A 25731-nucleotide genomic window follows, 5' to 3' on the forward strand; every position below is an offset into this window, starting at 1 on the left:
CTTTGTTCACTTTTGCTGAAGGGATGAAAAGGGTCATACTGTCTGGTGAACCCCGCCTATCAATGCGACACCATACGTGTGCAAGATGGGTAGTGGTAGCTCCCCAGCCACCCTTTCTTCCTAGGAGAAGCAGCCGTGTCCCAATCGACTTCGCACGTGCGTGTAGTCCCACCGGCCCAAGCCGCCGATGGCACCCCCCTGGTCCGCCCCCAGGACCTGGCCGACGAGACCATCAAGCTGGTGCGCCATTGGCTCACCGAGGGCTCGAAGGTCCCGGTTGACGCCTCCGCCGCACAGCTCGCCGGCGTGTTGAAGGACCCCAACGGCCTGGACTTCACCGTTGGCTTCGTCGACGGCGTGATCCGCCCCGAGGACCTGAAGGTCGCGGCCCGCAACCTCAAGTCGCTGGCCCCGAAGGTTCCCTCCTTCCTGCCCTGGTACATGAAGTCCGCGGTGGCACTCGGCGGCACCATGGCCCCGATCCTGCCCGGCATCGTCGTGCCGATCGCCCGCAAGGTGCTGCGCGAGATGGTCGGCCACCTGATCATCGACGCGACCGACGCGAAGCTCGGTGCCTCGATCTCCAAGATCCGCAAGGAAGGCATCGACCTCAACGTCAACCTCCTGGGCGAGGCCATCCTCGGCGAGGGCGAGGCCGCCCGCCGCCTCGAAGGCACCCACAAGCTGCTGGCCCGCGACGATGTCGACTACGTGTCCATCAAGGTGTCCTCCACCGTGGCCCCGCACAACCACTGGGCCTTCGACGAGGCCGTCGGGCACATCATCGAGAAGCTCGTCCCGCTGTACCGCCTGGCCGCCACCTCCGCGCCCAAGAAGAAGTTCATCAACCTGGACATGGAGGAGTACAAGGACCTGGACCTGACCATCGCGGTCTTCACCCAGATCCTTGACCGCGAAGAATTCCGCGACCTCGAGGCCGGCATCGTGCTGCAGGCCTACCTGCCCGACGCCCTCTCGGCGATGATCCACCTGCAGGAATGGTCCGCCAAGCGCGTGGGCGCCGGCGGGGCCCCGATCAAGGTGCGCGTCGTGAAGGGCGCCAACCTGCCGATGGAGCAGGTCGAAGCGAACCTGCACGGCTGGCCGGTCGCCACCTGGAACACCAAGCAGGACTCGGACACCTCCTACAAGTCGGTGCTGGACTACGCGCTGCGCCCGGGACACGTGGAGAACGTGCGCATCGGCATCGCCGGCCACAACCTCTTCGACGTCGCCCTGGCCTGGCTGCTGGCCCAGGGCCGCGGCGTCACCGCCGGCATCGAATTCGAGATGCTGCTGGGCATGGCCACCGGCCAGGCCGAGGCCGTGCGCAAGGACGTCGGACGCCTGCTGCTCTACACGCCGGTCGTGCACCCGGGTGAATTCGACGTGGCCATCGCCTACCTGATCCGCCGCCTCGAAGAAGGCGCCAGCCAGGAAAACTTCATGTCCGCCGTCTTCGAGCTGGACAAGAACGAGGCCCTGTTCGAACGCGAAAAGAACCGCTTCCTGGCTTCCCTGGCTGACCTGGATGACAGCATCCCGGCCCCGCACCGCATCCAGGACCGCAACGTGGTCGACGCCGCCGCCATCGAGGCCAAGCTGGCCGGCCTGGCCGACGGCACGCTCGACTTCGAGAACACCCCCGACACCGACCCCGACCTGCCGGGCAACCGCGCCTGGGGCCGGGAGATCGTGAACAAGATGGTCGGCTCGACCCTCGGAAACGACTCCGTCGCCCAGTCCATGATCCACACCGAGGACGAGCTGGAAAAGGTCGTCCAGACCGCGGTCGCCGCCTCCGACTCGTGGGTTGCAATGGGTGCCAAGGCCCGCGCCGCCATTCTGCACCGCGCCGGTGCCGCCCTCGAGGCCCGCCGCGCGGACCTCCTCGAGGTCATGGGTTCCGAATGCGGCAAGACCCTGGACCAGGGCGACCCCGAGGTCTCCGAGGCCATCGACTTCGCCCACTACTACGCCCAGCGCGGCCTGGACCTGGAAAACGTCGACGGCGCCACCTTCGTTCCCTCGAAGCTGACCGTTGTCACCCCGCCGTGGAACTTCCCCGTTGCCATCCCGGCAGGCTCCACCCTGTCGGCGCTGGCAGCCGGTTCCTCGGTCATCATCAAGCCCGCGGGCCAGGCGGCACGCTCCGGCGCCGTCATGGTCGAGGCCCTGTGGGAAGCCGGCGTGCCGCGCGATGTCCTGCAGCTGGTCCAGCTCTCCGAGCGCGACCTGGGCACCGAGCTCGTCTCGCACCCGGCCGTTGACCGCCTGATCCTCACCGGCGGCTACGAGACCGCCCAGCTCTTCCGCTCCTTCCGCAAGGACCTGCCGCTGCTGGCCGAGACCAGCGGCAAGAACGCCGTGATCGTCACCCCGAACGCCGACCTGGACCTGGCGGCCAAGGACGTCGCCGCCTCGGCCTTCGGCCACGCCGGCCAGAAGTGCTCGGCCGCATCGCTGGTGATCCTGGTGGGTTCGGCAGCGGACTCCAAGCGCTTCCACAACCAGCTGATCGATGACATCCGCTCGCTGAAGGTCGGCTACCCGCAGGACCCGCAGACGCAGATGGGCCCGGTCATCGAGCCGGCCCAGGGCAAGCTGCTGCGCGGCCTGACCACCCTGGGCGAGGGCGAGAAGTGGGTCCTCGAGCCCCGGAAGCTGGACAACTCGGGAAAGCTGTGGAGCCCGGGCGTGCGCTCCGGCGTCAAGCGCGGTTCCGAGTACCACCTGACCGAGTACTTTGGCCCGATCCTCGGCGTCATGACGGCCGAGACCCTCGAAGAGGCCGTCTCCATCGTCAACGACATCGACTACGGGCTGACCTCGGGCCTGCACTCGCTGGATTCGGGCGAGATGGCCTACTGGCTGGAGAACATCCAGGCCGGCAACCTCTACATCAACCGCGGCATCACCGGTGCCATCGTGCAGCGCCAGCCCTTCGGCGGCTGGAAGAAGTCGGCCATCGGTGCGGGCACCAAGGCCGGCGGACCGAACTACCTGGTGGGCATGGGCTCCTGGGAAGACGCCCCGGTGGCACAGGCCGGCCAGCTTTCGGCCACCTCGACCGCACTGCTGAACGCCGCACGCGGAACCGACATCGCCGAGGCCGACCTTTCCTGGCTCGAGGGCGCACTTGCCTCCGATGCGACCGCCTGGACCAACGAGTTCAACACCGCCAAGGACGTCTCCGGCCTGCACGCCGAGCGCAACGTGTTCCGCTACCGCGCCCTGCCGGTGACGGTCCGCTTCGAGAACGAGACCTCGGGCCACGGCATCGCCGAACTGCTGCGCGTCGTTGCCGCTGGCATCGCCGCAGGATCCCGCGTCACGGTGTCCTCCGCGGTCGAGATTCCCTCGGCAATCCGCACCGTGCTCGCCGAATCCTCCGCCACCGTCGTGGTTGAGGATGCCCAGGCCTTCGGCGCCCGCGCCGCACGCCTGGCCGCCAAGACCGGCCCGGATTCCGCGGCCCGCATCCGCCTGATCGGCGGCTCGCTCCTGGACGTGGCCGAGGCCACCGGTGGCAAGCCCGATGTTGCCATCTACGGCAACAACGTGGTTTCCGCGGGACGAGTGGAAATGCTGACCTTCCTGCACGAGCAGGCAGTCTCCATTACCGCGCACCGCTTCGGCACCCCGAACCACCTGAGCGATTCGGTCATCTAGTTACCTCAAGCTCCAACGACGGAGGCCCGTGGCATTCCCCGCAAGGGGGAAAGTCGCGGGCCTCTTGCGTGCTCCCGGACAGTGCTTGACGGCTGTCGTCCCGGCCGATAGGTTAACGATTATCGTTGTTATCGCAAATCGTTAAGGTGGGTATTGTGAGCAGAGACCTGGATCCCCCGGCCCAAAGACTTGGCCACATCGGCGGACGGACATTCCTCCTGACAGTTTCGGGAGTTGCGGCCGTAGCCGGCTTGCTGGCAGTTTTTTACTTGGTGTGGTTCACCGAGGAAACCTTCACGCGGTCATTCTTTTTCGAAGCGTCCCTGGCGACGCCACCGGGTGATGTTCCGGACCTACGCGGGGTCTCCGGGACATCCTTCGCCACGTACGGTACTGCAATCGTTGAGAGCGACGAAGGCCTCTTGGGGCCCCGATTGGCACTGGCTGCTGCCCAGGCCTTGTACTTCATTCTGTTCATTGCCGGCTGCGCGGCCGTCATCCTGATCTGTCGCCGCCTGTGGAAGAACGAACCGTTCACCACGATGGCCCACTGGGTCCTGCTTGCCTTGGGGACCCAGGCCGGCATCACTGCATTGATTGCCCCCTGGCTCGAAACGCTCTCGACGCACCTGGCTGTCACCGAGCTTGGATTCCCCGGTTCAGGATCGGAAATCCCGGGCGCTTCCGGCGACGGCTATTGGCTGGCGACCTCGGCGGAGTTCAGTTTCCAGGACGCGAACCACTCATTGCTGGCGCTCGGCGTCGTCTTGATCCTGCTGTCGCTTGTCCTGCGGCGCGGGCGCAGTATGCAGCTAGACACCGCCGGGTTGGTTTGATGGGCCGCAAGAACGAGGAAATTGATTTGACGAGCGGAGTCCATTGCCGGCTTGACGAGCTGTTGCGTGAGAGCTCCATGACGTTGACCCGCCTGGGCGAGCTGGCGGGCGTGAGCATCGTGAATCTTTCGGTGCTGAAGAATGACCGGGCCAAGGCCATCAGGTTCAGCACACTCGTCGCCATCTGCCGGGCTCTGGAATGCGAGATTGGCGAGCTACTGGTACTGGAGAAGCAGGTTTTGAATCGAGTCGCCAACGCTTGAGGCGTGCGACACCATCGTGGGATCGCACGCCTCGAGCGCACCTAGTGCACCCTTCGGTTTAGTCCTCGAGCTTCAGCGCCTTGCGCCAAGACAGCGCCGATCCGGTTTGCATGATGGCCCGGCGGTAGATCCGTTCGCCGAGCAACACCATGGCCCAGGCCGCCGCGATGGCAACCGCCAGCGATGCGATGGGCTCCCAGAGCGGCACGTCGCTGCTCAGCAGGCGGATGGGCATGGCCACCGAGGAAACCACTGGAATGTACGAGGCGACGACCAGCAGGGAGCCCTTGGCATACATGCCGGTGAACAACACTGCCACCAACACCATGATCACCGGGCCGGTGGACTGCTGCAGGTCCTCGGTCCGCGAAGCCATCGCGCCCAGCGCCGCCCAGACTGCGGCAAGGATCAGGAAGCCTGCCAGGAAGAAGGCCAGGAACCAGCCGGAGGTGGCAATGACCACCGAGATGAACGGGATTTCCGTGGGCATCATGGTCAGTGCCAACAGACCGATGCCCACAAAGAGACACAGCTGGCCCATGGCAAGGACCAAATTGCCGAGGATCTTGCCGGCGAGCAGCTGGCGGATGGGAATTGCCGTGGCGAGGATCTCGACCACCCGGTTCTGCTTTTCCTCGACCACGGAGTTGGCGATCGGCATTCCGAAGATCATTGCGGACATGTAGAAGAGGAACGAGAAGATGAAGCCCATGACCATGGCCATCGAATTGCGTTCCTGGTTCCCCTCGAGCAGGACCTGGCTGACTTCCGACCCCGCTTTCAGTTCGTCAGGGGTGACTCCCAGTTGGCCTGCATTGAAGTCCAACGCCTGGGCCTCGGCAGCGTCGGCGAGCAGCGACTGGATGTCGGCCGGTACATCGGAGATCCCGGTGAGGCTGTAGCCGTCCGGGGTGGGCGCGAGCACCAGATCGGCATCCTTGGCGCGCAGCGTTTCGAGGGCCGCGTCCCCGGAAGACACCGGATGGGCGGTCAACTCGATCTTCTGGTCCTTGGAGCCGGCCAACTCGTTGGCCGAGGCCAGAAGGTTGGCGGTCCTGCCGTTTTCGGCGAATGCAACCGTGGCGGTGGTGGTCCGCTCTCCCATGATCCCGGCGAACACCACGGAGCCCACGATGAGGGCGACGGTGATCAGCGTGGTGATTATGAACGACTTGTCGCGGACCTTCACCGTGACCTCGCGCAGGGTCACGATCAGCCACGGAGCGCCCCGCTGTTCGGCAACGGGGGAAATGGCGGTGGCGGTGAACGGCTTGGTGTTTAGATCGGTGCTCATCGGATGACCTCCCGGTAGATTTCTGCCAACGAGGGACGTTGCGGTGCGAATTCGGTGACGGCCCCGCGCTGGACGGCGGCGCGCAGGACGCGCTGGGCGGTCGCGTCGTCGGCGAACTCGACCAGCGCCCGCGGGCCTGCGACATCAAGGACGCCCACTCCTGGCTGTTCGCGCAGCCACCCGGCATCGGGCGGGGTCACCACGACGTGTTTGGCGCTGGCGCGCGCCCTCAGTTCCGCAGCCGTGCCGGAGGCCACGATCTTGCCTCCTGCCAGCACCACCAGGTTGTCGCAGAGCTGGTCGATCAAATCCAGCTGGTGGCTGGAGAACAGGATTGGCACCCCGGTGGCCGCGCGCTCGGCCAGCAAGGAGGTCATGGAATCCACGGCCAGCGGGTCCAGCCCGGAGAACGGTTCGTCCAGGACCAGTGCGGTGGGGTGGTGCATCAGCGATGCGGCGACCTGGACGCGTTGCTGGTTGCCCAGCGAGAGGGATTCGAGTTTGTCCTTGGTCCGGTCGGCAATGCCAAAGCGGTCCAGCAGGTCCAGGGCCTCGGTGCGGGCATCCCCGCGGCTCATGCCGTGCAGTTGTCCCAGGTATTGGAGCTGGTCCAGCACCTGCTGCTTGGGGTAGAGCCCGCGTTCCTCGGGCATGTAGCCGAAGCGCGCCCGGTCGGCATCGGCGATCTGCGTGCCGTTGAAGTACACCGACCCGGAGTGGGACTTCAGCACGCCCATGATGATGCGCATGGTGGTGGTCTTCCCGGCGCCGTTGGCCCCGACGAATCCCGTCATGCCGTTGGCCGGGACGGAGAACGAGACCTCATCAAGCACCGTCCGGTCCCCGAAACGCCGGGTGAGACCTTTTACCTCTAACATGATTCTTGATTCCTCCGGTATGCATGGCGCCGGCCCGCGGCGGGCCCGATCCTGTCTTCCAATCTATGCCGCGGCATGGGCGTCAAGGATCGTTCAAAGGAATGAAATTCGGGCCCGGACGTGGGTCAGGGCCGGGCCCAGGGCTCCATCGAAGGGATGAGCCCGGCGCGGTAGGCAAAGACCACGGCCTGGACCCGGTCCCGCAGTCCCGCCTTGGCCAGGATGTTGGACAGGTGGGTCTTGACCGTGGCCTCGGAGACGTAGAGCGAGGTCGCGATTTCCGCATTGGACAGACCGCCGGCCAACTTGACGAGCACTTCGCGTTCCCGCGCGGTCAGTTCGTCGAGGATCCGCTGGTCGTGGGGGTCCGCCACTCCCGCCGGGGACGGGGTCCGCGCGGACTGCGGTTGCGCCGCCGCGGTGCCCCGCCGGATGATGCGCATCGTGACCTCGGGGGAAAGCAGCGCGTGCCCGCCGGCCGCCGCGTGTACGGCACTGATGATGACTTCGGGTTCGGTGTTCTTCAGCAGGAACCCGCTGGCCCCGGCGTCGATCGCGGCAAAGAGGTAGTCGTCGCGGTCGAAGGTGGTCAGGACGACGACCTTGGCGTCGGTGCCTGCGGTGATCTGCGCGGTGGCGCCGACCCCGTCGAGCTCCGGCATCTGGATGTCCATGAGCACCACGTCGGGCTGCAGCTCCAGCGCCGCAGCCACCGCTGCCCGTCCGTCGGCCGCGGTGCCGACCACCTCAAGGTCCTCGTCGGTGCCGAGGATCAATTCCAGGGAGGAACGGATCAGCGGCTGGTCGTCGCACACCAGGATGCGGATCCTGCTCATGGTGTTGCTCCTTCGGCGGCCTCGGCCACGGTGTTGGTGTTCAGGGATCGGAGCCGCGCGCGGGTCCGCCACCCGGTGGGGGAACGCGGGCCGATGTCCACCTGCCCGTGGTGCAATTCGGCGCGTTCCCTGATGCCGCGCAGGCCAAAGCCGCTGCCGGCGGTCCCGGGCCGCGGGCTGCCGTCGTCGGTGACCTCGACCTCTGCCCATTCGCCGGTGTCATCGCGGCCGCTGCGCAGGGACAGGACAGCGGTGCGGGCCGTGGAATGCTCGCGCACATTGGCCAGTGATTCGGCGGCGATCCGGTAGAGCGCCAGCCCGAGCCCGGCGCCGGCCTGATCGAAAAACCCCTCGCGGTGCTCGACCTTGATCAGCTCGACCTTCACCCCGGCGCGGGCCGACTGCTCGGCCAGGACGGGAAGCTCCGCGAGCGAGGGCTCGGGGGAACGCTGGGCGGAATCCTCGGGATCCGTTTCCCCGTGCCGCAAGACCCGCAGCAGCGAGCGGGTTTCGCCCACCGCCTGTCGGGCCGAATCCTCGATGCCATGCATCAGCTCCGCGGCACGCCCCGGGTCCCGGGGCTGGACCATGCGGGCGGCCGCCGCCTGCACGCCGACCGCCGAGATGTGGTGGGCAACCACGTCGTGAAGTTCGCGGGCAATGCGCAGGCGCTCGTCGATGACCGCGCGGCGCGCCAGCTCCACGGCCTGCTCCTCGAGCTTCGCGGCCTGGTCCACGACGATCTCGTGCTGCCAGGCGCTGCGCCAAGACATGAGTCCCAGGAACGTGGCCCCGCCGAAGTAGAACAGGTTGATCAGGAACGAGTAACCGGCATAGGCAATGACCGGGTCGATGAAGCCCGAGGTCTCGATGGCCATCGGCAGGTCCAGCTCCTCGCCGAACACCAGCTTGGCGTTGGTGATCCCCACGACCAGCCAGACAAACATGGCAAGGATGACCCCGGTCAGCGCGAGGCGCAGGGCGCGCCTGTCCCGCGCCCAGGTGACGGCCGAATAGAGTCCGACGAAGTAGGCGATCTGCGGTGCGAGCTGCATCATGACGGCCGGCATCCAGATCCCGAACCCCAGGAACATTGCCGAAAGCACCAGCATGGAACCAATCGGAAAACGCCGGCGAAACGCCAAGGGGGCCGTCAGCGCACACATGGCCAGATAGCTGGGAATCCGGTCCGGGGCATCCTCGGCCGGGGCAAAGCTGAGCATCATTTCCATGCCGAGCAGCGCGGCTGCCATGACCAGAAGCGTGACCCAGACATCGCGCCGCAGCAGCTCGCGGGAAGGCAGGGGGCGTTCGAATTCCTCGGGCGGAAAGTCGCCGGGCAGGAAGCGTTGGCGCAAGGCCAGGAATTTCATGGTTCGTCCTCGGGGCACATAGCCGGTCATCATCCCACCCATGAACCTATCGCATGGCCCACCCGGCGCGGGCTCCCGATGCGGCGTGGCAGCCAGAATCCCTTGTCTGGAGGAGACAAATGCGATTGGGTGGGGCCATGGCCACATTGATCGAAGACTACGCCCTGCTCTCGGACCAGCGCACCGCGGCGTTGGTCTCCCTCCGCGGTTCGGTGGACTGGTTGTGTTTTCCCCGATTCGACTCAGGATCGGTCTTCGCCGCCTTGCTGGGCACCAAGGAGAACGGCCGCTGGCTGCTGGCCCCGACCGCGGGCGAGGTTCTCAGCCGCAACTACCTTGACTCCTCCTTTGTCCTGCGGACCCTGTGGGGCAGCAAGACCGGGCAGGTCCTGGTCACCGACTTCATGCCCATGGGCGACGGCGGTTCAAGCATCATGCGCCGCGTGGAGGGGCTCTCGGGGTCCATGACCTTTGAGCACGAGCTGGTCATCAGGTACGACTACGGCCAGGTCCTGCCCTGGGTCCGGCGCAACTTCGATCCGGAGCGCGGCACCGAGTCGCTGGTCGCCGTAGCCGGCCCGCATGCCGCGGTGCTTCACGGCACCCGGCTCCCCAAGCCCAAGCACCATACCCACCGCGACGAGTTCGAGGTCCGGGCGGGAGAATCCTACGATTTCGAATTTGCCTGCTACGCGGGCCACGTGGAGATTCCCGCGCCGAACGACATTGGCATGGCCATGACGCAGACGGCGCGCCAGTGGCGCGACTGGGCGGCGGACATCCCTCCGCACGGAGACCACGAGGCGCTGGTGCGCCGCTCGCTGCTGGTGCTCAAGGCGCTGACCCACCGCGATACCGGTGGCATCGTCGCGGCGCCGACGACCTCGCTTCCCGAGTTCTTCGGCGGCGAGCGGAACTGGGACTACCGCTTCTGCTGGTTGCGCGATGCCGCACTGACCCTTCAGGTGATGATGACCCACGGGTACGAGCGGGAGGCCCTGCAATGGCGCGCCTGGCTGCTGCGGGCCATCGCCGGTGACCACCACACCGTGCAGGTGATGTACGGGGTCGGCGGAGAGCGCGAACTGCCCGAGCGCATCCTGCAGCACCTTCCCGGCTACGGCGGTGCGAAGCCGGTGCGCATCGGAAATGCGGCGGTGCGCCAGTACCAGGGGGACGTGGTCGGCGAGGTCATGGTGGCACTGGATGAGTTGCGCACCATGGGCGGGCGCGAGGACCACTTCTCCTGGCCGCTGCAAAAGGCGATGATCGCGGACGTGATCGCCAAGCTCGAGCGCAGGGACCACGGCGTGTGGGAAATGCGCGGGGAACCCCAGTACTTCACGCATTCGCGCGTCATGATGTGGGCCGCCCTGGAAGCCGGGGTCCGGGCGGTGAGGCATCACGGGCAAACCGGTGACCTGAAGAAGTGGGAGGCCGCCCGCGATGCACTGCGCGCCGAGATCCAGGAGAAGGGATACAACGAGGAACTGAGTTCGTTCACGCAGACCTACGACAACACCGAGGTCGATGCGTCCTTGCTGGTCCTCGCGCAGGTCGGGTTCGTTGACTACGCGGACCCGCGGATGCTCGGCACCGTGGCCCGGATCGAGAGCGACTTGCTGGGCCGGCAGGGCTTCGTCCGGCGTTACCGGACCGAGGTCGGAACCGACGGGCTGCCGCCCGGGGAATACACGTTCATGGTCTGTACCTGCTGGCTCATCGAGCAATACGCCCATTCCGGGCGCCTCGACGACGCCCGGCGGCTTCTGGCGAAGCTCGCCGGGATCGTCAACGACGTGGGGCTGGTGGCCGAGGAATTCGACCCGGAAACCGGCCACATGGCCGGAAACTTCCCGCAGGCACTTTCGCACCTGGGGCTCATCCGCGCCGCCGATGCCATCGAGGAAGCCGCCGGGGCCCGACCGGCCCGGCCGCGCCGCGGCCCCAAGTAGGATCGCGGCGCGGCCGTCCGCCGTTAGCGCTCGGGCAGGGGCAGCGGCTCGGCGAGCGGCTGGCGCTTGGGGTCCATGTCGATTCCGTAGTCCTTGGCGAAGAGGGTGCGGGTGCCGGTGTAGACGCCCTCGTGCTTTTCGTCGAGTTCGAAGACCCGGGCGCCGCGCAGCTCGTGCTCCTTCGTGCCGCCCAGGCCGTAGGTTCCGAAGCCCGTGCCCGGGCCGTAGCCCAGCTCGATGCCGTAGTAGTCACCCATGAAGGTGTTGATGTGGTCGTGCCCGCAATAGGCACCGCGCACGTCGCCGCGTTCCTGCATGGCGGCGAACAGGCCCGAGTTGAACGCCCCGACGTAGACGTCCTCGTTCTTCACGCCCACGATTCCGTGCTTCTTCACGGCCTTGGCATGGTCAGCGTCGTTGGAGGTGAACTGGGATCCGTACCACATGTGGTGGTGCTCCCAGAGCGGGATGTGGAAGAACATCAGCGACTGGACCTTGCCGTGTCGAACCTCGGTGGCACGGGAGGTCTCGCGGTACCAGTCGATCTGTTCCGGACGGATCCAGTCGTAGGACTTCAGGCCCTCAAAGTCCTGGCCGCCGATCTTTTCCGGAGCGTAGCGCCCCGAGTCGAGCAGCCAAATCCCGAAGGCCGGCTTGTTGCCCTGCGAGGAATTGATCAGCAGCTGGGAATTCGAGGAGCCAAAGGTCTCGTCGTCCTTGGTGTTGACGTTGTAGTCATAGCCGTGCAGGAACTCGAGGATTTTCGCCTCATCCATCTTGGTGCCGTTCGACAGGGAATCCTCGTCATGGTTTCCGAAGGTCAGTGCCCACGGGATCTTCCGGGATTCCATGGGCTGGACCACGTTGTTGATGGCCTGCTTGACTTCCGTCGCGTTGGTGGGCGAGCCGTTGATGACATCGCCGTTGATCACCACGAAGCCCGGCTTCTCGGAGTCCAGCACGGCATCCATGAGCTCGAGGGTGCGGCGGTCGGTCCGCGGCCCGTCCTGGGTGTCGTTGAACTGGACGATCTTGAACTTGCCGTCCCGGCCGAACTTCAGCTTTGCGCTCGCCGGGGATCCTTGCTTCTGGGGGGCGACGGCTGCGGCAGGACGGGCGCCGACGGCAAGGATGCCGGTGACGGCTGCGGCCGTGCCGCCGAGCAGGATGCCACGGCGGGGGACGGAAGAGGAGGTTTTCATGGAGCGCCTTTCAAACGGATTTCGACCAGAGGTGATTATCGAACGCGATGGTTCGAGGTCGTGAACAAGACCTTAGAAAGGTTTGGTGTCCGGATGGTTAAGCCCTGGTGACGCCAGGGTTCCGCCAGGTTCGAGACGGGCGTGGTTGCAACGAATGCTTGCGTTCAGTTCGGGGTTTGCGCGCCGGAGGCGCCCTTGAACACCCGATCCCGGGCGTGGAAGAATGCGTGATGTGCCCCAGACGGGCCGAACTTCCAGCAGGACAAGGCAACCCGCGTTCTTGCCACGATGTGGTGTTTCGAGGCCTTGCCTCGATCGTTCCGCGGCGGCAATCTTGCGCATTGCAGGGTCCCTCCGCACCCGGCACACACGCGCTATTGTTCCTATGCCTGGCAACCGGGCCATGGGCTGCCTGAGTCCTTCGGAATTACCGAATCGGGAAGTTGGAAAACATCATGGGCATTTCCTTCAACCACACCATCATTGCCGCCAAGGACCGCGAGGCCTCGGCGCAGTTCTACATCGAGATAGCAGAGGCCCGCGCCGTCAATGGCTGGGGGCCGTTCACCAACGTCCAGCTGGACGACGGTGTCATGCTGCAGTTCGCCCAACCGCCCATCGACTTCCCTCCGCAGCACTACGCCTTCCTGGTCGACGACGACCACTTCGACCGCGCCTGCGCGCGGATCCAGGAACGCGGCATCGAGCATTGGGCGGACCCGCAGCGAACCCTCCCGAGCCAGACCAACACGGAACACGGCGGGCGTGGCGTGTACCTCCTTGACCCGGCGGGCCACTACATCGAGTTCATCACCCGCCCCTACCTGTAGCGACGGGCTGCCCGGGACGGTGGGAGGGTTCGGTGAATGCCCCGGAAGGGGCGGGAAGCCGCGTTGCGCCTTCGGCTTGCCGGCACCCGTGGGCCCGGCAAGCCGATGCTGGTCAGGCATCCGTCGGTTGCGGTGCTGCCTCACGGTCGAGGGGATGCTCGATCTCATCCCGGTACATTCGTCCGGCGAACCATGCGACGACGCCGATCACCGGGGATGCCACGCCCGCCACCACGAAGATCATCCACAGGGGAATGACCTCGGCGAGCGGTCCGGCCAGCGCCATGGACACCGGCATGAGCGCCAGCGAGACGAAGAAGTCCAGGGAGGAGATCCGGCCGAGCATATGGTGCGGCACGCGGCGCTGCAGCAGCGTGCCCCAGATGACCTGTCCGAGTCCGCCGGTGATGCCCGGGATGACCATGATGATGGCCAGTGCCAGCGGGGTGCTGGTCAGCCCGATCAGCGCCAGCGGCAGCGTGCCGAATCCCCAGAACATGATCATGAAGGTGAGGTAGCGCCGCGGGAGCGGGAAGGAGGAGGTCACCATCGAGCCGATGGCGCTGCCGATGCCGTAGGCGGCGAGCATGAACCCGAAGGTCTTGGCATCCCCGCCCAGCTGGTCCTCCACGACGAAGGGCAGCAACACCTCAATGGGGCCAATGAAGCTCAGCACCGAGATCACGGCAAAGAGCAGGGTCCAGAGCAACCAGGGAGTGCCCACGGTGTAACCCACTGCCTCGCGCAAATCGGCCAGGACGCTCGGGCGCTTCTGGTTGGGTTCCAGGTGCGCGTCGTAGGCCTTGTGGTGCCCCAGCATGTTCAGGACCAGGAACGCGACAAGATGGCAGGCCGCGATGCCGATGACCGCCATGGCCGGATTGAACGAGGCGACGAGCACGCCGGCAATGGCGGGGCCGGCGGCCTGCTGCAGAACCGGCCGGAACATGCCTTCCATGCCGTTGGCGGCCAGCAGGTCCTCTGCCGGCAGGATGCGAGGCAATAGCGCGGAATATGCGGGGAAGAAGAACGCTGCACCGGCACCCTGGATGAAACCGGCCACGGCAAGATGCCAGAGTTCCATGGCCCCGGTGAGGGCCAGGACCGCCACGGTGGTCATGACCGCCAGCGAGACGGCCTCAACAAGGATGATGATCTTCCGGCAGCTGACCCGGTCGGCGGTGATGCCGCCAATGAGCACGAAGCCCAGTAGCCCCAACGATGTTGCCGTGGCCACCACCGAAAGCTGGGCGGGGCCGCCGCCCAGGTGCTTGACCTGGTAGACCATGGCCACGGCCCACATGCCATGGGCAAACACGCTGATGGCCATCGCGATGAGCAGGATGCGGTAGTCGCGGTGGGCGAAGGGGCGGAGTGCGCGCGGGGCCATGGGTGGGGTCCTGGAAGTGGGTGCGGAAAGTGGAAACACGGTGGTGCCCGTGTTCAATCTTGGGGTAACCCATTGAAGAATGTCAATCACTGTTTGGCGTGAGCTGGGTGACAGTCAAGTTACTCGCGAGTAGGATGAGCTCCATGCATGTACTCTTTCGCCTCCTGCTCCTCCTTGCCACGGCCCGCAAGCGTCCGAAGCTCTCCATGTTCGAGACTTCCTCCGTGCCGATGCGTGCACTGCTCACGGACATCGACATTGCCGGCCACATCAACAACGGGATGTACTTTTCCCTCTTCGACCTGGGGCGCTTCGACCTGATGGTGCGTGCCGGGGTCTGGGACGAGATGAAGAGAAACAAGTGGACACCCGTGGTGCAGTCCGAGACCATCACCTTCCGCAAGTCGGTGGTGTTCAACCAGAAGTTCACCCAGGAAACCAGGATCCTCGGCATGGACGAAAAATGCATCTACTTCGAGCAGCGGATGGTCGCCGGCGGCGAAATCTATGTGCAGGCCACCATCGCCACACGCCTGCTGTCCAAGATGGGGCCGGTGGCCAACGAGGAGATCCTCGCCAGCATGGGACTTGCCGTTCCCGAGGACCTGGTTCTTCCCGAATGGGTGGCACGCTGGCGCGAGGACACGGCGTTGCCCGGTGCGCGCAAGCCGGCCCCGCACCTGTGGGGCTAGGGCCGTCCCCGACGGCATCCTCCCCTGACCTCAGCGCCTCGGGGTGTGGGTCACCAGGGTCTCGGCCGCGTTGACGACCTGCTGCGCATGCATCTTCGCGATGAAGTCCAGCGGCCGGTCATCATCGAGCAAGGGATTGGCGGCCTGCAGCCACGCGGCGGCCGCGCCGGGATCCTCCAGGCTCTGCAGGGTCAGCCACACCCGGTAGCCCAGGCGCAGGCGTTGTTCGGTCACAGCGTCCAGCTCGGTGCCCTCCGGGTGGGCCCAGCGATGCGGGGCCGTGCGGTCGGTGGTGCCGGAAAGCACCTGGACCCGGGGTGCGCCGATCGCGTCGATGAGGGTGCGCACCAGGTCGTGGATGTCGGCCCGGGCCGCCTCCACGTACACGGCGCTGTGGTTCAGCGGTTTCATGCTTCCAGCATCGCCCCGCCGCGCCCGGAAATCCATGCCCGGAAGCACACCGAATGCCCGCAAGGTGCCCGGCAGGCCGGGGAAGTTGCCACCCGCGGCCGGGCCTGCTCCTATGCCGGGAACCGTGTTCGGTGGTGGAATGTAACCATGAACCTTATTCCGCCGCCGCTGGCCGTGACCGGGTCCACCGGGGAACTCGGTGGCAGGGTCGCCGCGCTGCTCAGCGCCGCCGGCGTCAGGCAGCGCCTGCTGGCCAGGACCCCGCGCAAGGCGCCCCCGCTTGACGGGGCCACCGTGCTGCAGGCCGCCTACGAAAACACCTCGGCCACGCGCACCGCACTCACCGGGGCCGAAACCGTGTTCATGGTTTCCGCCTCGGAAAGCCGGGATCGCCTGGACCAGCATTGCGACTTCGTCGATGCCGCCGTGGAGGCCGGGGTTCGGCACCTGATCTACGTCTCGTTCATCGGTGCCGCCCAGGACGCCGTTTTCACCCTGGCCCGGGACCACTACGCCACCGAGGAGTACATCCGTGCTTCCGGACTCCAGTACACGTTCCTGCGCGACAACTTCTATGCCGACTTCCTGCCGGACCTGGTGGGCCAGGACGGGGCCATCCGCGGGCCGGCCGGGGACGGACGGGTGGCGGTGGTGGCACGGGCCGACGTGGCCCGGACGGCCGCGGCCATCTTGCGTGCACCGGAACTGCATGTCGGCGCGACCTATGAGCTGACCGGACCCGAGGCCCTGTCGCTGGCCGAGGTCGCGCGGCTGCTCAGCGACATCGGGCCGCGCCGCGTCTCCTATGTGGACGAGACGGTGCAGGAGGCCTACGCGTCGCGGGCCTCCTACGGCGCCCCGCCGTGGCAACTCGATGCCTGGGTCTCCACCTACCTGGCCATCGCCTCCGGGGCGCTTCAAGGGGTCAGCGGCGACATCGAGCGGATCACCGGCGAGCCGCCGATGTCCCTGGAGCAGTTGCTGCGCCCCTAGCCCACCCCGCCGCACCCCGCGGGGTCAGGAAACCAGCGACCGCGAGGCCCCTGCATCCCGTGCGCCGCCGGAAGCGGAAACAAATTCGCCGCGCACCACGCGCAACAGCACCTCTGCCAAGAGGTCGACCCCGGCAAGCATGTCCTCATCGCCCGTGAGCTCCCGCTCGTTGTGGCTGATGCCCTCGACGCTGGGGACGAAGAGCATGATGGTCGGGACGATGTCCTTCATGTTCGTCGAGTCGTGTCCGGCCAGGGTGCGCACCACCCCGTGGCTCAGTCCCAGCGACTCGGCGGCCCGGGCCGCCAGTTCCAGCCCGGCCTTGTCGTAGGCCTTGGCGCCCCACACGTGTTCGGCGCCGCGCTCGATCCGCACGTTGGCCATCTTCTCGATCTTCGCCACGCGCGCATGCAGGTCGGCATCCGCTGCCGCCAGCACGTCGGGATCCGTGGAGCGCACATCCACCAGCAGGTTCACGCGGCTTGCCACCACCACGGGGGAGTTGGGGAAGACGTTGAACTCGCCGCAGGAGGTGATGACCATGTGCTCGTCCGTGGAGTGTTCCAGCGCGATCTCGCGGGCGGCGACGACCAGCGCGGAGGCGCCCAGCAGTGCGTCCCGGCGGTCGGCGATGACCGTGGCGCCGGTGTGTGCCTGGTCGCCGTGCACCGTGAACTCGTACTTGTTCGCGCCCCAGGTCGACTCGACCAGCCCGATGGTCAGGTCCCGGTCCTCCAGCGAGCGGCCCTGCTCGATGTGGATCTCCACGTAGGCGGACACTGGCAGTTCGAAGTCTCCAATGGTCCCGATGGCCTCGAGCGCCTCGCGCACCGTGACGCCGGCCGGGTCGGTGGTTTCCAGCACCTGCGCGGCCGGGAGCTTGCCGGTGTAGACGGAGCTGCCCATCATCGAGGGCTTGAACCTGCAGCCCTCCTCGTTGAACCAGTTGATGACCACGATGTTGAACCTGGCGGTGCCGGCGTCCCCGGCCAGCGATTCCCTCACGCGCAGGGCCGCGTGCGCCCCGGCCAGCACGCCGTAGGCGCCGTCGAAGCGGCCGCCCAGCGGCTGGGAATCAAGGTGCGAGCCCACCGCGATCCACGGGGCGCCGGGGACCAGCTCGAGCATCGCGTATTGGTTGCCGACGGCGTCGTAGCGCACAGTGAAGCCGTGGCCCTCCACCAGTCCGCGGAACCAGTTGCGGGTCTGTCCGTCGGCCACGGTGGCCGCCTGGCGGTCCACGCCGCCGCCGGCGGTCGCGCCGTGGCTGCTCATCGAGGTGAAGTCGGCAAGGAAGGGGTTGTTGTGGGTGGTCATGATGTCTCCTGCAAGGTGTTCGGCGGACGGGGGGGTCTCAGGCGGTGGCCGGAACGGCGGCGGAGCGTGCGTAGCTGGACGTGCCGCCGACGAAGGTGCCCAGGACCTGCAGCGCGGAAATGTCCGCGGCCTGCAGCGGGGATTCGGAAAGCACCGTGAAGTCCGCGAGCTTGCCGCGGGCCAGGGACCCGCGGTCGGCGAACAGGCCGGTGGCCCTGGCCGCGTTCACCGTGTAGAGCCGCAGGGCCTCCAGCGGCGAGAGGCACTCGGCCGCTCCGCCCAGGACCAAGCCGTTTTCGGTCCTGCGGTCCACGGCCGAGGCCATGGCGCGGCGCACGTTGTTGTCTGCCACCGGCAAATCGGAACTGCCGGCGGCCAGGACCCCGGCGGCCAACAGCGAGGCGCCCCGGTAGAGCCAGCCCTCGCGCCCGGGGCCCACGAGCTTGGCGAACTGGTCGCCCAGCGGGCCGATGAAGGAGGCCTGCGGGGTCACCGCGATCCCGTGCCTGGCCACCGCCTCGACCTGGTCGGGGCGGGCGATGCCGAAGTGCTCGATGCGGTTGGGCAGCGCATTGCGGCCGTGCTTCTCCTGCAGCCCGGAGATGATCTCGATCGCCAAGTCGATGGCCGCATCCCCGATGGCGTGCAGGGCCACGGGCCAGCCGGAGCGGTAGGCGGCGGCGATCCGGTCGCGGTAGGCCTGGGCGTCGTCGAGCAGGTAGCCGGTGTTGTGCAGGTGTCCGCAGTAGTCCTCAGTCACCGCGGCGGTGGCGCCCAAAAGCGAGCCGTCCATGAACACCTTCACCGGGCCCAGCGAGAGGTGCTCGTTGCCGAACCCGGCCACGACACCCAGGTCCACCCCCAGCCCGGTGCCGGTGCCGTGGGCGTCGGAGGCATGGGATTCCTGCGCGCGCAGCGCGTCGAGCGTCGGCATCAGCTGGGCCCGGGCGTGCAGCCTTCCGGCGGCCAGCGCTCGCTGGTAGGCGGTGACCTCCACGGGGGAGTGGCCGATCCAGCCGCCGCCGATGCCTGCCTCGGTGAAGGAGGTGATGCCCTCGGCGGCGTAGCGGGCGGTTGCGGCATCCAGCGCCCCGACGATCTGGTCCACCGAGTAGGGCAGCAGCATCTTCTGGATGATGCCCTGGGCCGATTCCTCGACCAGCCCGGTCGGGGAACCCTGCGCATCGCGCACCACGGCGCCGCCCACGGGATCGGCGAAGCCGGGTTCCAGCGCCCCGGCCAGGGCCAGCGTGGCCGTGTTGGTGATCGAGGCGTGCCCCGAGACGTGGCGCAGGTACAGCGGGCGGTCCCCGGTGATCGCGTCGAGCCGCTTGATGTCGGGGAAGTGCCCGCCGTGGTTCTTGTGGTTGAAGCCGGTGCCGTTGAGCCACACGCCGGGGGCGGCGGCAAGCCGCTGCATCTCGGCCTCGAGCAGGGCGTAGAGCTCCTCCAGCCCGCGGGCCTCGGAGAGGTCCAGGGCGGCGAGCCCCAGCCCCCACCACGTGGTGTGGCAGTGCGCGTCGATGAAGCCGGGGGTGATGGCCGCGTCGCCGAAGTCCTCGGTGCGATCCGCGGTGCATCCGGCCAGCTCCTCGTCGAAGCCCACGATGCGCCCGCCGATGATGCCCATGTCGCGTGCCGTCGGACGGTCCTCGTCCATGGTCAGGATGGTGCCGGCGCGCACCAGCGCATCGAGCCTCATGCGTTGGCCTCCGCGCGGTGCGCCACGGTGCCCGGGCCCATGGTGGACGGATCGGTCTTCAGGTGGAGCACCGCCGGCAGGCCGCTGGCCAGGGCCCGTTCCAGCGCCGGGGCGAAGTCCGCGGTGTTTTCCACAAACTCCCCGTGCCCGCCGAAGGATTCGATCCACCGGGCGAAGTTCGGGTTCTCCATCGCCGTGCCCGAGGGCCGCTGCGGGTAGTGCTGCTGCTGGTGGGCCACGATGGTGCCGAAGATGCCGTTGTCGGCCACGACGATGAGCGGTGTGCCGCCGTGGGCGAAGGAGACGGCAAGTTCCTGGGCGTTCATGAAGAAGTCCCCGTCCCCGCAGACGGCCACGACATGGCGTCCCGGGTGCATGATGCTTGCCGCCACCGCGGCCGGGACCGAGAGTCCCATGGCGCCGTTGCGCGGGCCCACCAGGGATTTCGGTCCGTGGTGGGAGAGGTAGCGGTGGCCCCACAGCGTGGCGTTGCCCGCGCCGTAGGTGATGATCCGGTCATCGTCCAGGGCCGCCTCGAGGGCCGCGAAGGCCAGCCCCAGGTCCACCCCGGTGCCGCCGTCCGGGCCGGGGGCAGCGAAGGCCAGCTGTTCGGCGCGCAGCGTGTCCATCCATTGCGCGCCGCGGGAGCCACGCAGCGTGTGGCCCGCCGGCAGGGCGGCGACGCACTCTGCGGGGGACACTGCCAGGTGGGCATCGATCCGCCCGGCGTGGCCGATGAGCTCCGCGTCTTTGGAGATCACGATGGTTGGGGTGTCCAATGCCGCCTTGTAGCCCTCGGAGAGCACGTCTGAGCGGGTGCAGCCGATGAACACCAGCAGGTCGGCGTCGTTCAGCGCGGCAACGGCGCGCTCGGCGCGGCCGTAGCCCAGCCAGCCGGCGTAGGCGGGGGAATCGTGGTCGATCGCGTCGTAGGCCCGCCAGTCGGCGAGCACCGGGACGTGGGCGGCGGCGGCGAAGCCGGCCAGCGCCGCAGAGGTGGCGGCATCCCAGCCGTCCCCGCCGACGATGATGGCCGGACGCTCGGCTGCACCCAGCATGGTGGCAAGCATTCCCATGCCGGAGGCTCCCGGGGCGGCGTCGGGCAGCGGGAGGATGGCGGGCAGGGGCGAATCGGTCAGGCGCACCAGCACGTCCTCGGGCAGGCCCACCACCACGGGCCCCGGGCGGCCGGTGGAGGCCAGGCGCATGGCGCGCGCCACGAGGTCCCCGGCCTGGTGCTCGTCGTCGAGCACGTACACGGCCTTGGCGGTGGTGGAGAACCAGCCTTCCAAGCTGAACTCCTGGAAGGAGTCGCGCCCGCGGTCGGCCAGCGGGATCAGCCCGACGAACAGGACCATGGCCGTGGCGTCCTGCCAGGCGGTGTGGATCGCGATCATGGCGTTGGCGGCGCCGGGACCGCGGGTGACCATGGCGATCCCGGGCACCGTGCCGAGGCGTCCCTCGGCCAGGGCCATGAAGCCGGCGCCGCCCTCGTGGCGGGTGACCACGGTGTGGATGGAGGAGTCGTGCAGGCCGTCGAGGACGTCGAGGTAGCTTTCCCCCGGGACTGCGTAGATGCGCGAGACGCCGTGGGCCTCGAGGGTCTTGACGATGAGGTGTCCGGCTGACATGGTCATGGGCTGTGCTGGTCCTTTGTGGTGGAGCGTGAAGAAGTCGGGTTGCCGTGTGGGCCCGGCACCGGATGCGGGGCCCACACGGCGGGAGGGGGTGTGGCTAGTGCTTGAATCCGGGCAGCTCGACGCTGAGGCGCGGGGCGATGACCCCCGCCACGGCGGTGAACAGTGAAAGGAAGATGAGCATCGCGGCGGCCGGCCACCAGTGGTTTGACGCCGCGGCGACCAGGGCGGTGGCGGCCAGCGGGATGAACCCGGAGATCATGCCGGCGGTGTTCTGTGCGAAGCCCACCCCGGTGTAGCGGGTCTTGGCCGGGAACAGCCCGGTGAGCACCGTGCCGGAGGCGGCGTAGGGCAGCGAGAGCGCAGCGACCGCCAGGGTCATGCCGGTGATGACCAGCACGTCGTTTCCGGATTCAATGAGCAGGAATGCGGGCCAGGCGATGACGGCGGAGAAGATGCCGCCGTAGGTGATGACCTTGGAGGAGCCGAAGCGCTCGCCGAGGCGCCCGCCGAGGATCAGCACGGGGATTTCCACGACCGCGGCAATGATGCCGCCGGCAAGCATCAGCGAACGCTCGTAGTCCAGCACGTTGACGCCGTACCAGACCACGAATGCGGTGACCAGGTAGAACCCGCCGATGCCGAGCATGCCCGCGGCCATGCCGATGATGATCTGCTTCCAGGATTCCCTCAGCGTGGTGCGGATCGGGGCCTTTTCGGTCTCGCCCTTCTCCATGAGTTCCTTGAAGACCGGGGACTCGTCGAGGCGGCTGCGGATGTACAGGGCCACGAGCAGCATCGGGATCGCTGCAAGGAACGGGATGCGCCAGCCCCAGGCGTCGAAGCTTTCCTGGGAGAAGAACACGGTCATCAGGAAGAAGCCACCGGAGGAGAGGATGGTGCCGATCGGGGAGCCGATCTGCGGCAGCGCCGCGTAGCGGGCGCGGCGGTGCAGGGGTGCGTTCTCCACGACGATGGTCATGGCGCCGGACCACTCGCCGCCGACGAACAACCCCTGCATGATGCGCAGGAGCACCAGCAGGATCGGGGCCGCGATGCCGATGGCGGCGTAGGTGGGCAGCAGGCCGATCAGGCCGGTGATCACGCCGATGCCGACAATGGTGACCATGAGCGTCTTGCGGCGCCCGATCTTGTCGCCCATCACCCCGAAGATCATGCCGCCGAGAGGGCGGGCGACCAGCCCCACGCCGAAGGTGGCGAAGGCCGCCATGGCGGCGGCGGTGGCGTTCTGGCTGGCGAAGAACTGGACGTTGAAGACCAGTGCCGCGGCGGCGCTGAAGAGGAAGAAGTCGTACCACTCCATGGCCGTGCCAATGAGGGCACCGACCGCTACCTTGGTGGCCTCCTTGTCGGAGATCTGTCGAGTTGCACCCGCTTCGAGTGTTCCAGTGTGGGTCATGGGATTATCTGCCTGAATCTCAAGGGGAGGGCCGTTGCGTTTCTGCTCGCCATCCGGATGGTGGGGACATGTTTCATCTTGCCAAGGATCCGCGGTGACATGGCGCACGTTTCGCAACGAGTTCCACGCCACAAACGGTGCAAATGCACATAATATGGGGGGATGTTAACGCCAGATTTCCCGGGAATCACGCAAAGCGACAAAAACCACGACACCCTGCGCTGGGAGTCGCTGCTGGACCGCCTGGATGTCGGGGAACTGACGGACGAGTTCATCCGGCGCCTCGGCACCGTTCCCAGCTACGCCGTGTCCCCGCTGCCGGCCAGCGAGATCAGGCGCACGGGCAGCGCGTCGTTTGAGGCGTTGATCCTGGCGATGAAGGCCGAGGACGACGAGCCGGACTACCTGCGCGAACGAGATGCCATCGCGCTGGACGTGGGGGTCTCCCGGGCCCGGGCCGGGGTCCCGATCGAGGCGCTGATGACGGCGATCCGCCTGGACTTCTCGGTGATCTGGGAGGCCATCACCGGCATTGCCGAGCCGGGGGACGCGCAATTGCTGGTCGGGCACACCGCCCGGGTCTGGGAAGTTGTTGACGGCTACGCCGGGGAAACGCAGCGTGCCTACGTCGCGGAGTTGGCCAGGATCCAGGCGGAGGCGGCCAGCATGAGGCAGGGCTACCTGGCGACGCTGTTCAGCCAGAAGAACCTCACCCCTGCCGCACTGGAACGGATTGCCGAGGAACTGGGCCAGGACCTGGACACAGAATATGTGGTGGCGGTGGCCTCGTGGGACCACATCCCCGCCTTGCGACTGGCACTGGCCAATGCGCCGGCCGGCCGGCAGGTGTTTACCTACTCTCGGGCCGATGCCCTGGTGGTCTTCTTTCCGCTGGGAATCCGTGCGGGCTCCGAGGGGCAGCGGCTCTACGCGAGCCTGGAGCGGCTCACCTGCGGATTGCTCGGCGAGGGCTGCACCCTGGAACGGGTTCCGCATGCCGCGGCAGTGGCCGCCTCGCTGGCCAAGCTGCTCGAGCCGGCGGAAGAGGGGGCCATGACCTGGGCGCGGGGCTGGGCGCGCATGGCCAGGCTCGAGCTCGACCGGGCGGGTGCCCCGGGACTCGGCGAGGTCGAGCGGGCCCTGCACGGTTGCGGGACGACCGAACGCCGCCGGCTGCGCGAGGCGGTGGAGGCGTACCTGCAAACCGGCAGTATTGCCCAGGCCGCGGACCGGCTGTATTGCCACCGCAACACCCTGCTGAACCGGCTGAAGCGCTTTGCCGGGCTCACCGGCGTGGACCCGATGGTGCCCCTCCAGGCGGCGCGGCTGGTGGTGGGTTGGTCGTAGGCGGGCAGGGGCACTAGATTGTGAAAATGCCACAAGCTACCCCCATCACCGTATCGATAACCCGGACGGTACTTCCCGAACACCACCGACGCTTCAACGCCTGGGTCCAGGCCGGCCAGGAACTGGCCCGCGAATGGGACGGCTACCTCGGATCCGGATGGATCCGCACCGCCCCTGACTCCAACGAATGGCATGTGCTCTACCGGTTCGCCTCCGCCAAGGCGCTTGCCGCCTGGGACGGATCCGCCGAGCGCCGCTGGTGGATTGACAGCGCCGCGGAACTGGTGGAAATCACCAAGGTGGAACACCGCACGGGAATCGAGGGCTGGTTCGAGCAGCCCGGGGACACCACCGTCACGATTCCCGAGACAGTGGTGCCCCCGCGGTGGAAGCAGGCGGTGAGCATCTTCCTGCCGTTCTTCCCGCTGAGCCTGCTCTCCAACCTCCTGCTGATGCCGCTGCTGCATGACTGGCCGCTGGTGCTGGCCGTGCTGCTGAACATCTGCATCCTCACCCCGCTGATGACCTACATCTTCCTGCCGGTGACCACGCGGTTGCTGCGGCCCTGGCTGCAGAAGCCGCGCGGCGGGAAAAGCCGGGCGTAGGGACCGCAAACAGCCCCGGCGTGCCGGAGGAGACCGGGTTGGCCCCCTCCCGCACGGCGTGGCGTTGCGGCGATAGGGCTAGAGCAATTCGGCGCGCAGCTGCTCCGCGGACTTCGGGGAGAGCAGGCCCGGGGCCACGTCGAACACGGTCTTGGCACCGACCTGGCCGGCCTGGTTCATCCGGTGCACCGCGCGGGCGTAGGCCACCAGCACGCTGGAGGTGAATTCCGGGTTGGACTGCAGCGTCAGCGAGTATTCGATGACCTGGGCATGCTCGTCGCTGGTGTTGCCGCTGCGGAAGACGAACCCGCCGTGCGGCATCGAGGAGTGCTCGGCGGCCAGGGTGGCGGCGTCGATGAAATTCACCGTGGTGTCGTACGCATCGAAGTAGTGCTCCATGGTCACGATGGACTCGCGAACCGCCGCGGCGTCAGCGCCGTCCTCGAGCACCACGAAGCATTCGCGCACGTGCTTCTGTCGGGTCTCCAGGCTCGGGCGCTCGCCCGCACGGACCTGGGCGATCGCCTGGGTGCTGGGAATCGTGTACTGGACGCCGCCGGCGACGCCGGGCACGCGGCGGATGGCATCCGAATGGCCCTGGCTGAGCCCGCGTCCCCAGAAGGTGTAGGTTTCGCCGTCGGGCAGCAGCGCCTCGCCGTAGACCCGGTTGATGGAGAACATGCCCGGATCCCAGCCGGCCGAGATCAGCGCGGTCTTGCCCGCCGCGGCGGCCGGGGCATCGACGGCGGCGAAGTGCTCGGGGATCCGTGCATGGGTGTCGAAGCTGTCAACGGTATTGAACAGGGCTGCCAGTGCAGGTCCCTGTTCTGGGAGGTCGGACTTGGAACCGCCGCACAGGACCAGCACGTCGATGTCCTCGGTGTGCCCGGGCAGCTGGTCCATGTGGAAGGCGGGGGCGCCGCCGGGAAGCGACAGGGCCGCGGGGTCCCGGCGGGTGTAGACGCCCACGAGCTCCATGTCGGGGTTCTTGGCGACGGCCGCCTGCACTCCTCGCCCCAGGTTTCCATAACCGGCAATGCCAATGCGGATTGTTGCTCCCACGAATTTCCTCACGTCA

Annotated in this window: 21 protein-coding genes; 9 read left to right on the forward strand and 12 right to left on the reverse strand. The window is 67.3% G+C overall.

The window, feature by feature from the left end; all coding sequences use genetic code 11:
• Nucleotides 1-156 precede the first annotated feature (156 nt).
• From KRR55_RS03080 to KRR55_RS03090, 3 genes are all read left to right on the forward strand, one after another.
• Nucleotides 157-3672 (forward strand): bifunctional proline dehydrogenase/L-glutamate gamma-semialdehyde dehydrogenase, encoded by a 3516-nt coding sequence (locus KRR55_RS03080; protein WP_336245022.1) that lies wholly within the window; start codon nt 157-159, stop codon nt 3670-3672.
• A gap of 155 nt (nt 3673-3827) precedes the next feature.
• Complete coding sequence (locus KRR55_RS03085) at nt 3828-4508, forward strand: hypothetical protein (RefSeq protein ID WP_217387552.1); 681 nt, start codon at nt 3828-3830, stop codon at nt 4506-4508.
• Entirely contained in the window at nt 4508-4771 is a 264-nt protein-coding gene (locus KRR55_RS03090) for a helix-turn-helix domain-containing protein (protein ID WP_217387553.1), read from the forward strand. Before KRR55_RS03085 ends, KRR55_RS03090 begins: the two co-directional genes overlap by 1 nt.
• Nucleotides 4772-4829: 58 nt before the next feature.
• Here KRR55_RS03090 and KRR55_RS03095 read toward each other — a convergent pair whose 3' ends face one another.
• The 4 genes from KRR55_RS03095 to KRR55_RS03110 all read right to left on the reverse strand — a co-directional run bounded on the left by KRR55_RS03095 (nt 4830) and on the right by KRR55_RS03110 (nt 9152).
• Complete coding sequence (locus KRR55_RS03095; RefSeq protein WP_217387554.1) at nt 4830-6065, reverse strand: ABC transporter permease; 1236 nt, start codon at nt 6063-6065, stop codon at nt 4830-4832.
• Nucleotides 6062-6943: an ABC transporter ATP-binding protein gene (locus tag KRR55_RS03100; protein WP_217387555.1), complete on the reverse strand. Its 882-nt coding sequence runs from the start codon at nt 6941-6943 to the stop codon at nt 6062-6064. The genes KRR55_RS03095 and KRR55_RS03100 overlap by 4 nt, the downstream gene beginning before the upstream one ends.
• Nucleotides 6944-7068: 125 nt before the next feature.
• Nucleotides 7069-7779, reverse strand: a complete 711-nt coding sequence (locus tag KRR55_RS03105; protein WP_217387556.1) for a response regulator — start codon at nt 7777-7779, stop codon at nt 7069-7071.
• Entirely contained in the window at nt 7776-9152 is a 1377-nt protein-coding gene (locus KRR55_RS03110; RefSeq protein ID WP_217387557.1) for a histidine kinase, read from the reverse strand. Before KRR55_RS03110 ends, KRR55_RS03105 begins: the two co-directional genes overlap by 4 nt.
• 119 nt (nt 9153-9271) lie before the next feature.
• Between KRR55_RS03110 and KRR55_RS03115 the strand changes: the two genes are divergently transcribed.
• The gene (locus tag KRR55_RS03115) at nt 9272-11107 is read left to right on the forward strand and encodes a glycoside hydrolase family 15 protein (RefSeq protein ID WP_256449108.1); all 1836 of its coding nucleotides are present in this window, start codon (nt 9272-9274) and stop codon (nt 11105-11107) included.
• 23 nt (nt 11108-11130) lie between these two features.
• On the opposite strand, the gene KRR55_RS03120 is transcribed toward KRR55_RS03115, so the two are convergent.
• Complete coding sequence (locus KRR55_RS03120; protein WP_217387559.1) at nt 11131-12309, reverse strand: metallophosphoesterase family protein; 1179 nt, start codon at nt 12307-12309, stop codon at nt 11131-11133.
• A gap of 455 nt (nt 12310-12764) precedes the next feature.
• On the opposite strand from KRR55_RS03120, the gene KRR55_RS03125 reads away from it, so the two are divergent.
• Entirely contained in the window at nt 12765-13139 is a 375-nt protein-coding gene (locus tag KRR55_RS03125) for a VOC family protein (RefSeq protein WP_217387560.1), read from the forward strand.
• A gap of 112 nt (nt 13140-13251) precedes the next feature.
• Here the strand turns inward: KRR55_RS03125 and KRR55_RS03130 are convergent, their stop codons facing one another.
• Nucleotides 13252-14529, reverse strand: a complete 1278-nt coding sequence (locus KRR55_RS03130; RefSeq protein WP_217387561.1) for an MFS transporter — start codon at nt 14527-14529, stop codon at nt 13252-13254.
• 143 nt (nt 14530-14672) lie between these two features.
• Between KRR55_RS03130 and KRR55_RS03135 the strand changes: the two genes are divergently transcribed.
• Nucleotides 14673-15221, forward strand: a complete 549-nt coding sequence (locus tag KRR55_RS03135; RefSeq protein ID WP_217387562.1) for an acyl-CoA thioesterase — start codon at nt 14673-14675, stop codon at nt 15219-15221.
• Between the two features lie 30 nt (nt 15222-15251).
• On the opposite strand, the gene KRR55_RS03140 is transcribed toward KRR55_RS03135, so the two are convergent.
• Nucleotides 15252-15632 (reverse strand): antitoxin Xre/MbcA/ParS toxin-binding domain-containing protein, encoded by a 381-nt coding sequence (locus KRR55_RS03140; RefSeq protein WP_217387563.1) that lies wholly within the window; start codon nt 15630-15632, stop codon nt 15252-15254.
• A gap of 147 nt (nt 15633-15779) precedes the next feature.
• Between KRR55_RS03140 and KRR55_RS03145 the strand changes: the two genes are divergently transcribed.
• A complete protein-coding gene (locus KRR55_RS03145; protein ID WP_217387564.1) occupies nt 15780-16625 on the forward strand; it encodes an SDR family oxidoreductase in 846 nt (281 codons plus the stop codon).
• A gap of 24 nt (nt 16626-16649) precedes the next feature.
• On the opposite strand, the gene KRR55_RS03150 is transcribed toward KRR55_RS03145, so the two are convergent.
• The 4 genes from KRR55_RS03150 to KRR55_RS03165 form a co-directional block, all read right to left on the reverse strand.
• On the reverse strand, nt 16650-17942 hold the full coding sequence (locus tag KRR55_RS03150; RefSeq protein ID WP_217387565.1) for a M20 family metallo-hydrolase: 1293 nt from the start codon (nt 17940-17942) through the stop codon (nt 16650-16652).
• Between the two features lie 37 nt (nt 17943-17979).
• Complete coding sequence (locus KRR55_RS03155; RefSeq protein WP_217387566.1) at nt 17980-19644, reverse strand: amidohydrolase; 1665 nt, start codon at nt 19642-19644, stop codon at nt 17980-17982.
• On the reverse strand, nt 19641-21281 hold the full coding sequence (locus KRR55_RS03160) for a thiamine pyrophosphate-dependent enzyme (protein ID WP_217387567.1): 1641 nt from the start codon (nt 21279-21281) through the stop codon (nt 19641-19643). Before KRR55_RS03160 ends, KRR55_RS03155 begins: the two co-directional genes overlap by 4 nt.
• A gap of 97 nt (nt 21282-21378) precedes the next feature.
• Nucleotides 21379-22701 carry an MFS transporter gene (locus KRR55_RS03165; protein ID WP_217387568.1) on the reverse strand — a complete coding sequence of 441 codons (1323 nt, stop codon included), beginning with the start codon at nt 22699-22701 and terminating at the stop codon, nt 21379-21381.
• Nucleotides 22702-22863: 162 nt separating this feature from the next.
• On the opposite strand from KRR55_RS03165, the gene KRR55_RS03170 reads away from it, so the two are divergent.
• Nucleotides 22864-24048, forward strand: a complete 1185-nt coding sequence (locus KRR55_RS03170; protein WP_217387569.1) for an RsbRD N-terminal domain-containing protein — start codon at nt 22864-22866, stop codon at nt 24046-24048.
• 26 nt (nt 24049-24074) lie between these two features.
• The gene (locus KRR55_RS03175) at nt 24075-24653 is read left to right on the forward strand and encodes an antibiotic biosynthesis monooxygenase (protein WP_217387570.1); all 579 of its coding nucleotides are present in this window, start codon (nt 24075-24077) and stop codon (nt 24651-24653) included.
• A 78-nt stretch (nt 24654-24731) separates the two neighbouring features.
• On the opposite strand, the gene KRR55_RS03180 is transcribed toward KRR55_RS03175, so the two are convergent.
• Entirely contained in the window at nt 24732-25715 is a 984-nt protein-coding gene (locus tag KRR55_RS03180; protein WP_217387571.1) for a diaminopimelate dehydrogenase, read from the reverse strand.
• Nucleotides 25716-25731 lie beyond the last annotated feature (16 nt).

The organism is Paeniglutamicibacter quisquiliarum (assembly GCF_019084045.1).
GTDB classification, from domain to species: domain Bacteria; phylum Actinomycetota; class Actinomycetes; order Actinomycetales; family Micrococcaceae; genus Paeniglutamicibacter; species Paeniglutamicibacter quisquiliarum.

Excerpts from the sequence above, each read along its gene's own strand:
- KRR55_RS03130 (WP_217387561.1), bottom strand. The coding sequence starts at position 14,529 with ATGGCCCCGCGCGCACTCCGCCCCTTCGCCCACCGCGACTACCGCATC.
- KRR55_RS03170 (WP_217387569.1), top strand. The coding sequence starts at position 22,864 with ATGTTAACGCCAGATTTCCCGGGAATCACGCAAAGCGACAAAAACCAC.
- KRR55_RS03155 (WP_217387566.1), bottom strand. The coding sequence starts at position 19,644 with ATGAGGCTCGATGCGCTGGTGCGCGCCGGCACCATCCTGACCATGGAC.
- KRR55_RS03090 (WP_217387553.1), top strand. The coding sequence starts at position 4,508 with ATGGGCCGCAAGAACGAGGAAATTGATTTGACGAGCGGAGTCCATTGC.
- KRR55_RS03100 (WP_217387555.1), bottom strand. The coding sequence starts at position 6,943 with ATGTTAGAGGTAAAAGGTCTCACCCGGCGTTTCGGGGACCGGACGGTG.
- KRR55_RS03165 (WP_217387568.1), bottom strand. The coding sequence starts at position 22,701 with ATGACCCACACTGGAACACTCGAAGCGGGTGCAACTCGACAGATCTCC.
- KRR55_RS03115 (WP_256449108.1), top strand. The coding sequence starts at position 9,272 with ATGCGATTGGGTGGGGCCATGGCCACATTGATCGAAGACTACGCCCTG.
- KRR55_RS03175 (WP_217387570.1), top strand. The coding sequence starts at position 24,075 with ATGCCACAAGCTACCCCCATCACCGTATCGATAACCCGGACGGTACTT.
- KRR55_RS03110 (WP_217387557.1), bottom strand. The coding sequence starts at position 9,152 with ATGAAATTCCTGGCCTTGCGCCAACGCTTCCTGCCCGGCGACTTTCCG.
- KRR55_RS03145 (WP_217387564.1), top strand. The coding sequence starts at position 15,780 with ATGAACCTTATTCCGCCGCCGCTGGCCGTGACCGGGTCCACCGGGGAA.
- KRR55_RS03135 (WP_217387562.1), top strand. The coding sequence starts at position 14,673 with ATGCATGTACTCTTTCGCCTCCTGCTCCTCCTTGCCACGGCCCGCAAG.
- KRR55_RS03105 (WP_217387556.1), bottom strand. The coding sequence starts at position 7,779 with ATGAGCAGGATCCGCATCCTGGTGTGCGACGACCAGCCGCTGATCCGT.
- KRR55_RS03140 (WP_217387563.1), bottom strand. The coding sequence starts at position 15,632 with ATGAAACCGCTGAACCACAGCGCCGTGTACGTGGAGGCGGCCCGGGCC.
- KRR55_RS03160 (WP_217387567.1), bottom strand. The coding sequence starts at position 21,281 with ATGACCATGTCAGCCGGACACCTCATCGTCAAGACCCTCGAGGCCCAC.
- KRR55_RS03095 (WP_217387554.1), bottom strand. The coding sequence starts at position 6,065 with ATGAGCACCGATCTAAACACCAAGCCGTTCACCGCCACCGCCATTTCC.
- KRR55_RS03150 (WP_217387565.1), bottom strand. The coding sequence starts at position 17,942 with ATGACCACCCACAACAACCCCTTCCTTGCCGACTTCACCTCGATGAGC.
- KRR55_RS03125 (WP_217387560.1), top strand. The coding sequence starts at position 12,765 with ATGGGCATTTCCTTCAACCACACCATCATTGCCGCCAAGGACCGCGAG.
- KRR55_RS03120 (WP_217387559.1), bottom strand. The coding sequence starts at position 12,309 with ATGAAAACCTCCTCTTCCGTCCCCCGCCGTGGCATCCTGCTCGGCGGC.